General features: G+C 68.9%; 13 protein-coding genes. 3 read left to right on the top strand and 10 right to left on the bottom strand.

Annotation, left to right across the window (positions count from 1 at the left end; genetic code table 11):
* Positions 1–67: 67 nt before the first annotated feature.
* The gene (locus ACT3T5_RS03290) at positions 68–394 is read right to left on the bottom strand and encodes a DUF4333 domain-containing protein (RefSeq protein ID WP_444577675.1); all 327 of its coding nucleotides are present in this window, start codon (positions 392–394) and stop codon (positions 68–70) included.
* Between the two features lie 285 nt (positions 395–679).
* Here ACT3T5_RS03290 and ACT3T5_RS03285 point away from each other — a divergent pair, with 285 nt between their 5' ends.
* The gene (locus tag ACT3T5_RS03285) at positions 680–1,756 is read left to right on the top strand and encodes an LLM class flavin-dependent oxidoreductase (protein ID WP_444577676.1); all 1,077 of its coding nucleotides are present in this window, start codon (positions 680–682) and stop codon (positions 1,754–1,756) included.
* An 80-nt stretch (positions 1,757–1,836) separates the two neighbouring features.
* Here the strand turns inward: ACT3T5_RS03285 and ACT3T5_RS03280 are convergent, their stop codons facing one another.
* Complete coding sequence (locus ACT3T5_RS03280; protein WP_444577677.1) at positions 1,837–2,379, bottom strand: DUF2199 domain-containing protein; 543 nt, start codon at positions 2,377–2,379, stop codon at positions 1,837–1,839.
* Between the two features lie 322 nt (positions 2,380–2,701).
* Here ACT3T5_RS03280 and ACT3T5_RS03275 point away from each other — a divergent pair, with 322 nt between their 5' ends.
* Together ACT3T5_RS03275 and ACT3T5_RS03270 are read left to right on the top strand one after the other, a co-directional pair.
* Entirely contained in the window at positions 2,702–3,676 is a 975-nt protein-coding gene (locus tag ACT3T5_RS03275) for a 3-methyladenine DNA glycosylase (RefSeq protein ID WP_444577679.1), read from the top strand.
* A gap of 73 nt (positions 3,677–3,749) precedes the next feature.
* On the top strand, positions 3,750–6,308 hold the full coding sequence (locus ACT3T5_RS03270) for a DEAD/DEAH box helicase (RefSeq protein WP_444577681.1): 2,559 nt from the start codon (positions 3,750–3,752) through the stop codon (positions 6,306–6,308).
* A gap of 119 nt (positions 6,309–6,427) precedes the next feature.
* On the opposite strand, the gene ACT3T5_RS03265 is transcribed toward ACT3T5_RS03270, so the two are convergent.
* The 8 genes from ACT3T5_RS03265 to ACT3T5_RS03230 all read right to left on the bottom strand — a co-directional run bounded on the left by ACT3T5_RS03265 (position 6,428) and on the right by ACT3T5_RS03230 (position 13,308).
* The gene (locus ACT3T5_RS03265; RefSeq protein ID WP_444593616.1) at positions 6,428–6,868 is read right to left on the bottom strand and encodes a hypothetical protein; all 441 of its coding nucleotides are present in this window, start codon (positions 6,866–6,868) and stop codon (positions 6,428–6,430) included.
* A 251-nt stretch (positions 6,869–7,119) separates the two neighbouring features.
* Complete coding sequence (locus ACT3T5_RS03260; RefSeq protein ID WP_444577683.1) at positions 7,120–8,151, bottom strand: trypsin-like serine peptidase; 1,032 nt, start codon at positions 8,149–8,151, stop codon at positions 7,120–7,122.
* A 111-nt stretch (positions 8,152–8,262) separates the two neighbouring features.
* Complete coding sequence (locus ACT3T5_RS03255) at positions 8,263–8,532, bottom strand: hypothetical protein (protein WP_444577685.1); 270 nt, start codon at positions 8,530–8,532, stop codon at positions 8,263–8,265.
* The gene (locus ACT3T5_RS03250) at positions 8,529–8,780 is read right to left on the bottom strand and encodes a hypothetical protein (protein ID WP_444577686.1); all 252 of its coding nucleotides are present in this window, start codon (positions 8,778–8,780) and stop codon (positions 8,529–8,531) included. The genes ACT3T5_RS03255 and ACT3T5_RS03250 overlap by 4 nt, the downstream gene beginning before the upstream one ends.
* 77 nt (positions 8,781–8,857) lie before the next feature.
* Entirely contained in the window at positions 8,858–9,382 is a 525-nt protein-coding gene (locus ACT3T5_RS03245; RefSeq protein ID WP_444577688.1) for a glycine cleavage system protein R, read from the bottom strand.
* Between the two features lie 49 nt (positions 9,383–9,431).
* Positions 9,432–11,090: a citramalate synthase gene (cimA, locus tag ACT3T5_RS03240; RefSeq protein WP_444577689.1), complete on the bottom strand. Its 1,659-nt coding sequence runs from the start codon at positions 11,088–11,090 to the stop codon at positions 9,432–9,434.
* Between the two features lie 7 nt (positions 11,091–11,097).
* Complete coding sequence (locus ACT3T5_RS03235) at positions 11,098–12,189, bottom strand: branched-chain amino acid aminotransferase (RefSeq protein ID WP_444577691.1); 1,092 nt, start codon at positions 12,187–12,189, stop codon at positions 11,098–11,100.
* Between the two features lie 39 nt (positions 12,190–12,228).
* Positions 12,229–13,308 (bottom strand): 3-isopropylmalate dehydrogenase, encoded by a 1,080-nt coding sequence (locus ACT3T5_RS03230; protein WP_444593615.1) that lies wholly within the window; start codon positions 13,306–13,308, stop codon positions 12,229–12,231.
* Positions 13,309–13,345 lie beyond the last annotated feature (37 nt).

Here is a 13,345-nt window from a genome sequence, read left to right as displayed (position 1 = left end):
TCTAAGACGTCGGGCCCACCTCTCCCGAGGTGAGCCCGACGTGGGTCCCGAGAGGTCGGTGAGGAAGTCAGTTGACCTCGTCGGCGACCTGGATGTCGAAGTTCACGGTGTCGTCCTCGACAGAGCTGACAGAGACGGTGACGTCGATGGACTGGCCATCCGCAACGAGCACGCAGGTCATCTCGGCCCCTTCCTCGGCGGGCAGGTCCTCAGGGCACGAGACCTCGTCGGGCGCCTGGCCCACTTGAGCCTCGAGCTTGTCGGAGATCTGCGTCGCAACATCCTCGGCAGGCACTGAGCCCGGACCGAGCAATCCGCACCCGGCGAGCGCGAAGGTCGCCAGGGCGGCAACGGCGAGGGGGCGAACGATCGGACGAAGGCGGTTGGCCGACATGGTGAACTCCTGGGTCAGCGCCTGCCCGTCGGTCGGGTGACCGATGGCGGGGCGTCCTTGGTGTCCCGCACCTTTCCACTCAGACGGTCGAGCGTCGATGGGGAGAGCTCCCCATCGACCTCCGACCAGCATCGGCAGATGGATGCGCACTCTCGGGCAGATGCGGCGATCTGCAGGAGCACCCACCCGCACAGCCCTGGACGCGAGCCCGAGGCGCACCTATGCTTGAATCATCAATCATATCGGCGGAGGCTCTCCGCCGGGCGACTCAGGAGTTCTGACCCCATGACCCTCGACCCGCACACTGTGACCTTCGGACTGGACACCTTCGGTGACGTCACCGTCGATCTCGAGGGATCACCGGTCCCACCCGCGCAGGTGATCCGCGACGTCATCGCGCAGGGAGAGCTCGCCGACCGGGTGGGCATCGACCACTTCTCGATCGGGGAGCACCATCGCCCGGACTTCGCCGTGAGCGCTCCGGATACAGTCCTGGCCGGCCTCGCGACCCGCACTGAGCAGATCACGCTGGGCACCGCGGTGATCGTGCTGAGCTCGGACGATCCGATCCGTGTCATCGAACGCTTCTCCACGCTGGACGCGCTGTCGAACGGCCGCGCGGAGCTGACGGTGGGGCGAGGCTCGTTCACGGAGTCCTTCCCCCTGTTCGGCTTCGCCATGCAGGACTACGAGACCCTGTTCGAGGAGAAGCTCGACCTGCTCAGCGAGGCGCTGACACGGGAGCCCATCACGTGGTCGGGCAGCATCCGGCCGCCGTTGACGCAGCAGTCGGTGCACCCTCGCATGGAACGAGCCCTGCCCACCTGGGTGGCGGTCGGCGGCAGCCCGAACTCGGTGGTGCGCGCAGCCCGCTACCGGTTCCCCCTGATGCTGGCGATCATCGGAGGTCCCGCCCATCGCTTCACGCCGTACGTGAGCCTGTTCCATGAGGCCACCGAGAAGCTCGGCCACGACCGGCTGCCCGTCGGCGTGCACTCCCCCGGTCACATCGCCGTCGACGACCGGACCGCCTGTGATCAGCTCGCCCCACATTGGATCCACAACCGCAATCAGATCGGCCGTGAGCGGGGCTGGGGGCCGTCGGGCATCGCGGAGTTCGAGGCGGAGATGCAGCATGGCGCCCTCTACGCCGGCGGGGTCGAGACGGTCGCGACGAAGATCGCCGACACGATCCGTACGCTCGGCGTGGACCGCTTCGATCTGAAGTATTCCAACGGCCCGATGCCCCATGAGCAGCTCATGGAGTCCATCGAGCTGTACGGCACGAAGGTCATCCCCCGGGTACGGGAGCTCCTCGCGGAGACCCCAGAACCGCAGACCTCGGCGTTCGACGACGCCTGAGCCGGGCATCCCGGGCCGGCCGCCTGATCGCGGCCAGCGGCTCGTGTCCAGCGGCTCGTGGGTCGGGGCCCGACGCACGGTCACAGGTCCGCCGCCGGCAGCAACATCGACCGGATGCGCAGCTCGGCCTCCGTGCGCGCGATCCCCTCGTAGAAGTCGCGCACCAGCGGATGCCCGAAGGTCGAGTCCGGCACGAGCAGCGGGCGCTGTCTGCCGCGCGTGCAGACCTGCACCCGGACGGAGAGCGTGCCGGAGTACCCCGGGATCGCTGTGGCCAGCTGCCCCGCATAGTCCTCACGATGGTCGGGATCCTCGTAGTTCTCGACGTAGTCGTCGTAGCAGACCCCGCTGATCTGGACCCATGGTCCGTATTCGAGTGCGGCCTCCTCCCCCGTGATCGGGATCGGGAGGGTTGCCCGCAGGAAGCAGTCAGCACCGCGAGCCCGATCGATGAGGCACAGGTCATTCGTCGCCCGGGCGTGGAATCTCCGGGAATGGGTATCGAGCTCCAGGTAGGGGTCAGGGCGGCGGAAGCCGAGCACGGGCCACGGGTTCTCCGCCGAGCCGTCCGTGCCGTCCTGGTGCGCCCCGCAGCTCGCGCAGTCGTAGTCGATGCTGGCCATCCCTGATGCTCCTCACCGGTCGCGGTCCGTCGCGACCCCTCGTGACCTCACCGTAGGGAGAGGAGCACCGTCATGTCCGAGGAAGGGCGGCGGTGTGGACACAGGCACGCTGGGGAGGAACGGATGGCACGAGCTCGTACGATGGATCGGACCGACGCCGATGAGGCGTGGAACGGTCGGACTGCGACGTCCTCGCCCACGGGGGTCGAAGGGACCGCATGGGCCGTACGAACCGCGCGGACCGCATGGGCCGAATGGGACGCCGGGGACGACGGGGACGACGGGGACGACGATTCAGGAACGACGAACAGGGGCGCACGAGATGAGCACGCAGCGGGCGCAGAGCACACCATCCGTCGCCGCGCCCGCCCGGTTCCTCTCCGTAGCCCAGGCGCGGGAAGCTCGCCTGGCCCACGAACGTCGGGCGGATGCCCTCACGGCCGCGCACCGCGAGCGCAAGCAGGCCGGCCAGAAGCACCCGGTCGAGGACTTCCTGTTCACGTATTACCCCTTCTCGCCCGCGAAGCTGCGACGCTGGCATCCGGGGTGGGACGTGGCCTACGACCCCTCCGCCGACCATGACGAGCACGGGGATCCGGTGATCGCCGACGTCGACGAGGCCGCGAACCGCTCCTGGTACGTGGACTCCCCGGCAGATCACGCCTCGACGCGAGGCCCCCAGCGGCGCGCCGATGTCGCGCGCTATCTCACGGACCGCGCCGATGCCCTCGCCTTCATCACGCGGCTGCTCTCCTCCTCCTCGCTCGCGCGGCGTCGGCCGCAGTTCGGGTGCTTCGGACTGCACGAATGGGCGATGGTGCACCGGGTGCCCGACGGAGCGCAGCGCCATGAGGATCTCCCGCTGCGCCTCTCCCCGGCCGAGACCGATCAGGTCGTGGAACGGGAGAACCTCGTGTGCTCGCACATCGACGCCTTCCGGTTCTTCACCCCCACCTCCGCGCCGCAGAACACCCTCCAGCCCACCCGCGCCACGCAGGTCGAGCTCGACAACCCGGCCTGCCTCCACGTGGGGATGGACCTCTACAAGTGGGCCATGAAGCTCACGCCGCTGCTGCCGTCGGACCTCGTGCTGGACTGCTTCGAGCATGCTCGGGCGACCAGGGTGCTGGACATGGAGGCGAGCCCCTACGACGTGCGCCCGCTGGGCTATGGCGTGGTGCCGATCGAGAATGCCGCCGGCAAGGCCGAGTACGTGCGTCGCCAGCGGGCCCTCGCCGAGCAGGCCGACGCGCTGCGCGCACGGATCCTGGAGCAGCTGCCCCCGACGACCGCCTGATCACCGAGTTCGCGTGAGCTGTGCCCTGCGCGAAGGGTTCGGAGCTGTCCGGGCTCCCTGGCAGACTGGGGCCATGCCGATCCTGACACCGTTCCTGCCCGCGAACCGCTCCGATGCCGGACAGGACGCGATCGTCGACGGGTTCATGGACGCCCAGGAGTCCGTGGGGCGCACGCTGTACCCGCACCAGGAGGAGGCGCTGCTGGCGATCGCCGCCGGCGACCACGTGATCGCCGCGACCCCGACCGGCTCGGGCAAGACCACGATCGCGTATGCGGCGCTCTTCGCCGCGATGGCCCGTGGGGAGCGCTCGTACTACACAGCCCCCATCAAGGCGCTGGTGAGCGAGAAGTTCTTCGATCTCGTGGCGCAGTTCGGTGCCGAGAACGTGGGCATGATGACCGGAGATTCCAGCGTCAACCACGATGCGCCCGTCATCGTGTGCACCGCCGAGATCTTCGCCAATCACGCCCTGCGCGACGGCCCGGGCAGCGACGTCGGCCTCGCGGTGATGGACGAGTTCCACTACTACGGAGATCCCCAGCGCGGCTGGGCCTGGCAGGTGCCCCTGGTGGAGCTCCCCGACTGCCAGTTCGTGCTGATGAGCGCGACGCTCGGCGACGTCTCCCGCTTCACCGAGGATCTCGAGGAGCGTACCGACCGCGACGTCACCGTCATCGACGATGCCCCGCGCCCGGTGCCGCTGGACTTCCGGTGGTCCCTCGAGCCGCTGCCGGACACGATCTCCACGATCCTCCAGGACCGCGATGCCCCCGTCTACATCGTGCATTTCACGCAGAAGGATGCTCTCGACCAGGCCCAGGCGCTCCTCGGCGAGAAGGTGCTCTCGCCGGACGAGAAGGAGCAGATCCGAGAGATCATCGGAGACTTCCGGTTCTCCAGGGGCTTCGGTCAGATCCTGTCCAAGCTCGTGCGCGAGGGCATCGGCGTCCATCACGCCGGGATGCTCCCGAAGTACCGCCGTCTGGTCGAGAAGCTCGCCCAGTCCGGGCTGCTGAAGATCATCTGCGGCACCGACACGCTCGGAGTCGGCATCAACGTGCCGATCCGCACCGTGCTGCTGACGGGGTTGGCGAAGTTCGACGGCAAGCGGATGCGCCTGCTCAACACCCGCGAGTTCCACCAGATCGCCGGACGAGCCGGTCGCGCCGGCTACGACACGATCGGTCATGTCGTCGTGCAGGCACCCACCTGGACCATCGAGTTCGAGCGCGAGCGTGCCAAGGTGCGGGCCCGCGAGGAGGCCGGCAAGGTCTCCAACAATGCGAAGAAGCGCAAGAAGGAGCCCAAGCCCCGGATCCCCGAAGGCGCGATCTCGTGGTCCGAGGCGAACCTGACCAAGCTCGTCGAGAACTCCCCGGAGGCGCTACGACCGCATCTGAAGATCACGGCCGGCATGGCGCTCGCCCTCATCTCCCGCCCCGGCGATGCGATCGCCTCGGGCCGTCATCTGATCATGACCAGCCATCAGACCCGCTCGCAGAAGCTGAAGCTCGTCAAGGACGCGGTCGAGCTGCTGCGCGGGCTGCGCGATGCCGAGATCATCGAGATGCTCGACGAGCCCGATCATCTGGGCCGACGCATCGCCCTGGTCGAGGACCTCCAGCTGGACTTCACCATGAACCAGCCGCTGGCGCCCTTCGCGATCGCGATGATCGATTCCCTCGACGAGGAGTCGGAGAGCCTCACGCTGGACACCGTCTCGATCATCGAGGCGATCCTCGAGGATCCCCGTCAGATCCTGTTGGCGCAGCAGAACTCCGCCAAGGGAGAACTGCTCGCCGAGCTGAAGGCCGACGGCGTCGAGTACACCGAGCGCATGGCCCAGCTGGACGAGGTCACCTGGCCGAAGCCGCTGGAGGCGGACCTCGAGGCGGCCCTGGAGATCTATGCGAGGACCCGTCCCTGGGTGCGGGTCGACGACCTCTCCCCCAAGTCCGTGGTGCGCGAGATCCATGAGACCGGCCAGACCTTCAGCGAGTTCGTCCAGCGGTACGGCCTGCAGCGTTCCGAGGGCATCGTGCTGCGCTATCTCTCCGATGCCTACCAGGCGATGCGCCGCACGCTCCCCCAGGACCTCCGCACGGAGGAGCTCGAGGACCTCATCGAGTGGCTCGGTGTGCTCGTGCGCGGCATCGACTCCTCCCTGCTGGACGAGTGGGAGGCGCTCTCGCATCCCGAGGACGCCGAGGAGGACGCCGCCAGCGAGCTGCGTCCCACCTCGCCACGCGGACTATCCTCCCAGACCAAGGTGCTGCGCACGATGATCCGCGCCGCCATGTGGCAGCGGGTCGAGCATTTCGCCTTCGAGCGGGAGCAGCGGCTCGCCGAGCTCGACGGCGAGCAGGGCTGGGATCGTCAGCGCTGGTCCGAGGCGATGGATGCCTATTACGACACCTACGATCACGTGGGCATCGATGGAGCGGCCCGTTCGCCCCAGCTGCTGCAGATCACCGAGGAGTCGAAGCTCTGGCGGATCCGTCAGGTGCTGGACGACCCCGACCGCAACCACGACTGGGCGATCGAGGCGGAACTCGATCTTGAGGCGACCGACGAGGCCGGGGAGCCGGTGCTCGCCATCACCCACGTCGGAGACATCGCCGACCGCTGAGCGGTGACGGTGGGCAACGCAGCCTGACCACCCCACATGAGTGGGACCGCGCACAGGTCACGGACGGCGAAGGGGCCGGTACTCATCGAGTACCGGCCCCTTCGAGGGTGACGTCGCGCTCAGAGAGCCTGCGGGTTGCCCTGGATGCCCTGGGGGTTGCCCTGGATCGCCTGCGGGTTGCCCTGAATGGCCTGCGGGTTGCCCTGGATCGCCTGCGGGTTGCCCTGAATGGCCTGCGGGTTGCCCTGGATCGCCTGCGGGTTGCCCTGGATCGCCTGCGGGTTGCCCTGGATCGCCTGCGGGTTGCCCTGGATCGCCTGCGGGTTGCCCTGAATGGCCTGCGGGTTGCCCTGGATCAGCCGGGAGAACTGCGGGTTCCCCTGGATCGCCTGGGGATTGCCCTGGATGCCCTGCGAACTCGTCACGAGGGTGGAGGAGAGACCGATGCCTGCAACGGTGAGGGCTCCTGCCAGAGCGGCGCCACCGACCAGCCGGAAGCACCGCGACTTCCAGGAGACTGCTGAAGAATTCTTGGCGTGGACGTCCTGAACGTGGCGCACGATGACGACCTTTCGGAGGGCGGAAACGAGGCGGCGGAGGTGCCGACACAACACATAGTACGTGTGTGCCACGATTCACAACAGTCCACGTCCGCCTCGCGACGTTCCCGGCACCGACCTCCGGTTGCCGCCGCGGACGACGACGGGACGGGCATGAGACGGGCACGAGACCGGCGTACCGCTCGGACGCCGGTCTCGCACCTGTCGCCTCTGCCTCGCCGAGACCGGGATGGTCCCGTGCGAAGGACAGGTCAGGAGGCCGCAGCCTCCTGGTAGACCTGCTCGGCGACGTCGCCGAGGTACGGGCCGTACATGACACCGGCCTGCGAGGTGTACCCGAAGCTGTTCACCGAGATCTGAGGACCCGACGGCCCATCCCCCGCGAACCAGGGGCCACCGGAGGACCCGCCGGTCATATCGCAGTCGATGGCCTGGTCGTCGGTGCCACCCAAGGTGTCGTCCGACCCCGTGTCCTGGCACTGCTCGAGCGACTCCCCGTCGAAGGGTGCTGCGGCCGGGTAGCCGAACGAGGTGTACAGGGCCCCGCGCGCGGTGTTGAACTCCAGTCCGGATCCGCCCACCATGTCACCGAGGACTGCGGTTCCGCTCTCCGGCTCCACGACGGCGAAAGCGATGTCGTAGTTCATGTCCTCGCCGGATACCCACTGGTCGGTGGCGAAGAGGTCCGAGGCGCTCCACAGGCCGTGGGGAGTCTCGCCGTGGTCGTAGCCGGGTGCGAAGACCCAGTTGCCCGCCCAGGCGCCGGCGTCGTTCACACAGTGCCCGGCCGTCGAGACCGTCGAGCCGTTGGCTGAGGCGACGGAGTTGCCCGAGCACACATAGTCCTGGCCGCCGACGGTGAAGAACACCTTGCCGACGTGGTCGGTGCCCACGGCTGCGGCGGCCTGCTCGCCGTCCGCAGCCGCAGTCTGCTCCTGCGCAGCCGCGTCAGGTCGTGCGGCTCCCTCGACCGAAGGGATCGTGACCGTCGCGGACGATTCGACCTGACCGTCCGGGTCGTCGCTCCCCTCGATCAGCTCGTCGGCGGGAGTCGCGGCTTCCATCCGATCGGCAGTCCAATAGTTCGTCGCATCGTCCTGGGAGGACTCCGTGATGCGTGTGGTCTCCAAGTCGTCACCGCCCACCGGGTCCGCGGCGGCGAGGCCCGCTCCTCCCAGCAGAAGCGCTGTCGAGAAAGCGAGTCCTCCTGCCGTGCGGGTGCAGCGACCGAGGCGCGCGGCGAGCGTGGGAGGAGAGTCATGGACGTCCTGGGGATGGAACACCGTGGGGGTCCTTTCGGAGGGGAAACGGACGGCCTCCACGAGGCCGCGTCGCCACCCTAAATGCTGTGACCCCCTTCACATGGCGTTTCCGCAACATTGGTGACCACGCGGTCACTTGCCGGTGATCTGGTCCGATGTCCGACCCGTCGCACTGTCGTCGCAGGTGCGCCCGCGTGTTCCGGGCTCCCGGTACGCGTCGCCCGCGTCCGTCTCGTCGGCTTCGTCCGTCTCGTCCGTGGACGGAGATTCCCTGGGCAGGGCACGCTCCCGGCGGGCCGGGATCGCCGCCTCGCGCCGCTGCGGGGTCCAGTGCTCCGCCGCCGAGGAGGCGTTCTCATCGTGCTCCTGAGCGGAAGGATCCTGAGATCTGCGCACCGTCATGAGCTCTCTCCGGCCAGGCCGACGAGATGACAGACGTCGCTCATCGAGTGCACCGCCCACTCGCCGCTCGGACGACGTCGCAGGTCGGTCAGGTCCGCATTCGCAACTGGGAGGCGGAGCCAGGCATCGGCAGGCGTCTCGTGCAGCCAGTGCCAGCGGTCGCGCGCGCGGCCCGTCCCGCTCAGGGCAGGATCGACGGAGTCATCACCGGCGGCGTCACCGTGTCGGACCAGGAGGATGCGATGCATGCGCGGGAACCTATCAAACCCGGGGGCCCACCACAGGGGATCCCGCGGTCGTGACGGCGTCGAGCCCGTCCGCGGGATCAGTCGGTCGCGTCGAGCTCCAGGTCCACCATGAGCTCTGCGGCGATCTGCTCGAGCGCGTCGCGGATCCCGTCGTCGTCGGCGCCGACGGCGAGGCGCAGCTCGGCCTCCGCCTCGAACAGCATGCCGCCGCCCTCGGGTGCCTCGCGGGTCCAGCTGCGCAGGCCGTCGATCGTCGCCCCCTGCGAGGTGAGGGCCGAGGTCACCTCCCGGACCATCCCGGTGCGGTCCTGCCCGAGCAGGTGCAGCCGCAGGGACTCCCCCGTCTGCGAGCCGACGTCGGCTCCCGCGACGTTCGCCTCGACGTCCAGACCGACCTCCTCGGCCAGGACCGGGAGCGCCTCGAGGAAAGCCCCGACATTCCCAGCGGGGACGTCGACCTGGACGATGCCGGCGAACTTCCCGGCGAGGAGGGCCAGCTGGCTGTCGACCCAGTTCCCGCCGTTCTCGTCCACGGCGGCGGCAAGGGCGGCGACGAGGCCGGGGCGGTCGTCTCCGATGGCTGTGAGCACGTAGGTCGTCATTGCCTCAGGCTAACCCGTCCCACGGTGGTCGACGAGGTGTATCTGTCGATCAGACGTCCGACTTGTAGAGCCCGTACATGTAGGCGTCGAAGACCGCCTCCCAGGTGGCCTCGATGATGTTCGGGCCGACGCCGACGGTCTGGAACTCCAGGCCTCTGCCCGCCGTTCGCACGAGCACACGGGTGGTCGCATCGGTCCCATGGTGGGAGTCGAGGATCCGGACCTTGAAGTCCTGCAGCTCGAACTCGTCGACCATCGGGAACCGCTCCCGCAGCGCTGCACGCAGCGCGAGGTCGAGCGCATTGACCGGGCCGTTGCCCTCGGCGATGGCGACCTTCCGCTCCCCCTGCCCGTGGAGCGCGTCCACGAGCTTCACGGTCGCCTCGGTCTCGAGGATGCCGTCCCGTCCCTGCTGGGAGGTCGCTCTCCAGGACTCGACCTGCACGTAGGCGGGGGCCTGGCCGAGCTGGTCCAGCAGCAGCAGCTCGAAGGAGGCGTCGGCCGCCTCGTAGGAGTAGCCGACCGCCTCGCGCTGCTTCACGGTCGTGGCCAGCTGCGACAGGAGGTCCGGATCGCCGGCGAGGTCGAAGCCGAGCTCGCGGCCCTTGAGCTCGATCGAGGCCCGGCCCGCCATGTCGGAGATGATCATGCGCATGTCGTTGCCGACCTCGCGCGGATCGATGTGCTGGTAGAGATCGGGATTCACCCGTATCGCGCTCGCGTGCAGGCCGGCCTTGTGGGCGAAGGCGCTCGCGCCGACGTACGGGGCGCGCGGAGCGACCGGCATGTTCACGATCTCTCCGATCGCGTGGGCGATGCGCGTGGTCTCGGTGAACACCCCCTCCGGGATCAGGCTCATCCCCATCTTCAGCTGCAGGTCCGCGACCAGGGTCAGCAGATCGGCGTTGCCGGTGCGCTCGCCGTATCCGTTCACGCAGCCCTGGATGTGGGTGATGCCGGCCCGTACCGAGGTCAGGGCGTTCGCGACCGCGCAGCCGGAGTCGTTGTGGGTGTGCACGCCCAGGCGTCCCTCGGCCTGACCGGCCGCGGACAGGCGGACACGGAGATCCTCGATGATCTCGGTGATCTGGTGCGGGAGCATCCCGCCGTTGGTATCGCACAGCACGACGACCTCGGCACCGGCCTCATAGGCGGCCACGACCACGGAGGTCGTGTACTCCGCGTCGTCGAGGAAGCCGTCGAAGAAGTGCTCGGCGTCGACGAAGACCTCGCGTCCGAGCCCCACCAGGTGGCCGACGGTGTCGCGCACCATGGCGAGGTTCTCCTCGCCCGTGGTCCGCAGGGCGCCGTGGACATGCCGCAGATCGGACTTCGCGACCAGGGTGATCGTGGGTGCCCCGGAGTCGACGAGGGCGGCGACCTGAGCGTCCTCCGCCACTGCGACGCCCGCCTTGCGGGTGGCCCCGAAGGCCGCCAGCCGTGCCGTGCCCAACGTGAGCTCGCCCGCCGCACGGGCGAAGAACTCGGTGTCGCGCGGGACGGCGCCCGGCCAGCCGCCCTCGATATAGGTCACCCCGAGCTCATCGAGCAGTCGGGCGACCGCCAGCTTGTCGGCCACCGAGAGGGTCAGGCCCTCCTGCTGGGAACCGTCGCGCAGAGTGGTGTCGTAGACATGGAACGCCGGAATCGGCAGGACCGTCTGATCCGGCGCGGCGTGCGGGGTGCTGGGGATGCTGGGGGTGCTCATCGTCGCCTCAGACAAGTCGGGTGAGCCAGCCGTGACGGTCCGGGATCCGCCCGTACTGGATGTCGGTCAGTTCCTGACGGAGGGCCAGCGTGGTCTCACCGGATCCGCCGTCGGCAACGGTCCAGGTGCCGCCGTGGGCCCGGAACTCGCCGATCGGGTTGATGACCGCGGCCGTTCCGCAGGCGAACATCTCGGTGATCTCCCCAGAGGCGACCTGGTCGAGCAGCTCGCTCATCACAAGACGCTGCTCGACGGGCTCGAGCCCTCGATCACGCGCCAGCTGCAGGATCGACTCCCTGGTGACGCCCTCGAGGATCGAGCCCGTCAGCGCCGGGGTGAGGATGCGGCCGTCCGCCGTGATCGCGAAGATGTTCATGCCGGAGAGCTCATCGACGCTGGTGTGGGTCTCCGAGTCCAGGAAGAGCACTTCGTCGGCCCCGTGCTGGGCCGCCTCATCCTTGCCGAGCAGAGACGAGGCGTAGTTGCCGCCGCACTTGGCGGCGCCCGTGCCACCGGCACCCGCCCGGGCGTACTCGTCCGTGATCCACACGACCAGCGGCTGCACGCCGCGGGGGAAGTACGGGCCGGCCGGGGAGGAGATCACGTAGTACTCGACCACATGGGAGGCCCGCACGCCGAGGAACTCCTCGCTCGCGAACATGAAGGGGCGCAGGTACAGGGACTCCTCACTGGTCGCCTCGGGCACCCAGTGCTCGTCGGCCGCGACCGCGGCTCGGAGGGAGGCGAGGAAGTCCTCGACCGGCAGCTCGGGAAGCGCGAGGCGGCGTGCGGAGCGCTGCAGGCGCTCGGCGTTGCGTTCAGGCCGGAAGGTCCACACCGAGCCGTCGGCGTGACGGAACGCCTTGAGACCCTCGAAGATCTCCTGCCCATAGTGCAGCACCGCGGAAGCGGGCGACATCGTCAGCGGCCCGAAGGGGATGACCTCGGCCCCGCCCCACCCCTCGTCCAGCCGCCACGTCGCATGCGCCATGAAGTCGGTGTAGTGCTGGCCGAAACCGGGGTCGGCGAGGATCCGGGCGCGCTCCTCGTCGCCGATGCGACGAGTCCGGTCGGTCTGGGTGAAGACGAGCGCGGTCATGAGGTTCTCCTCCGAGCAGATGGGGTCAGGGTCAGTGTGTCAGCGACCGGAGATCGCGGCGACCAGGGCGTCGCCGATCTCCGTGGTGCCCCGGCGGGCGAGCTCCTCGGACTCCGAGCGGGACGCGAGGTCCGTCTCCACGGCGGCGCGCACGGCCGCGGCGGGCTCGACGTGGCCGAGGTGGTCCAGGAGCAGGGCGACCGAGAGCACGGTGGCCGTGGGGTCCGCCAGGTTCTGCCCGGCGATGTCCGGCGCGGAGCCGTGGACGGGCTCGAACATGGAGGGGTAGGCACCGGTCGGGTTCAGGTTGCCGCTCGCGGCGAGCCCGATGCCGCCGCCCACGGCAGCGGCCAGGTCGGTGACGATGTCCCCGAAGAGGTTGTCGGTGACGATCACGTCGAAGCGGCCCGGATCGGTCGCGAGGTAGATCATCGCGGCATCGACATGCGCGTAGTCCACGGCGACGTCAGGATGCTCCGCCCCGACCTCCTCGACGATGCGGCGCCACAGGTGACCGGCATGGACCAGCACGTTGTGCTTGTGCACGAGGGTGAGCTTCTTCCGGCGTGCCTCGGCCTGCTCGAAGGCATAGCGCACCAAGCGCTCGACGCCGACGGCGGTGTTCAGCGAGACCTCCGTCGCGACCTCCAGCGGGGTCCCCGTGCGCATCGAGCCGCCATTGCCCACGTACGGACCCTCGGTGCCCTCACGGACCACGAGGAAGTCCATGTCGCCGGGATCCTTGAGCGGTGAGGCCACCCCGGGCAGCAGCTTGGTGGGGCGCAGGTTGACGTAGTGGTCGAAGCCGAAGCGGAGCTTCAGGAGCAGGCCGCGCTCGAGCACGCCGGAGGGCACGTCGGGGTCGCCCACCGCACCGAGCAGGATGGCGTCGTGCTCGGCGAGAGAGTCCATGTCCTCATCGGTCAGGGTCTCCCCCGTGCGGTGCCAGCGACCCGCCCCGAGGTCGAAGTCCGTGGTCTCGACGGTGACCCCGGCGGGTTCGAGCGCCGCCCGCAGGGCGCGCAGGCCCTGGGGGACGACCTCCTTGCCGATGCCGTCACCTTCGATGACGGCGAGCTTGAGGACGGACGACGAGTCGGGTGCGCTGAGGGTGCTCATGGAGATGCTCCGGTTCTGCAGTCGGTGGCGAGGAGAG

The organism is Brachybacterium sp. AOP3-A1-3 (assembly GCF_052378285.1).
Classification (GTDB): Bacteria; Actinomycetota; Actinomycetes; order Actinomycetales; family Dermabacteraceae; genus Brachybacterium.
This window is presented reverse-complemented; position numbering and strand designations above follow the sequence as displayed.

Coding starts and splice junctions, on each gene's coding strand:
- ACT3T5_RS03285 (WP_444577676.1), top strand. CDS start 680: ATGACCCTCGACCCGCACACTGTGACCTTCGGACTGGACACCTTCGGT.
- ACT3T5_RS03245 (WP_444577688.1), bottom strand. CDS start 9,382: ATGACGACCTACGTGCTCACAGCCATCGGAGACGACCGCCCCGGCCTC.
- ACT3T5_RS03250 (WP_444577686.1), bottom strand. CDS start 8,780: ATGCATCGCATCCTCCTGGTCCGACACGGTGACGCCGCCGGTGATGAC.
- ACT3T5_RS03255 (WP_444577685.1), bottom strand. CDS start 8,532: ATGACGGTGCGCAGATCTCAGGATCCTTCCGCTCAGGAGCACGATGAG.
- ACT3T5_RS03235 (WP_444577691.1), bottom strand. CDS start 12,189: ATGACCGCGCTCGTCTTCACCCAGACCGACCGGACTCGTCGCATCGGC.
- cimA (WP_444577689.1), bottom strand. CDS start 11,090: ATGAGCACCCCCAGCATCCCCAGCACCCCGCACGCCGCGCCGGATCAG.
- ACT3T5_RS03270 (WP_444577681.1), top strand. CDS start 3,750: ATGCCGATCCTGACACCGTTCCTGCCCGCGAACCGCTCCGATGCCGGA.
- ACT3T5_RS03230 (WP_444593615.1), bottom strand. CDS start 13,308: ATGAGCACCCTCAGCGCACCCGACTCGTCGTCCGTCCTCAAGCTCGCC.
- ACT3T5_RS03275 (WP_444577679.1), top strand. CDS start 2,702: ATGAGCACGCAGCGGGCGCAGAGCACACCATCCGTCGCCGCGCCCGCC.
- ACT3T5_RS03290 (WP_444577675.1), bottom strand. CDS start 394: ATGTCGGCCAACCGCCTTCGTCCGATCGTTCGCCCCCTCGCCGTTGCC.
- ACT3T5_RS03280 (WP_444577677.1), bottom strand. CDS start 2,379: ATGGCCAGCATCGACTACGACTGCGCGAGCTGCGGGGCGCACCAGGAC.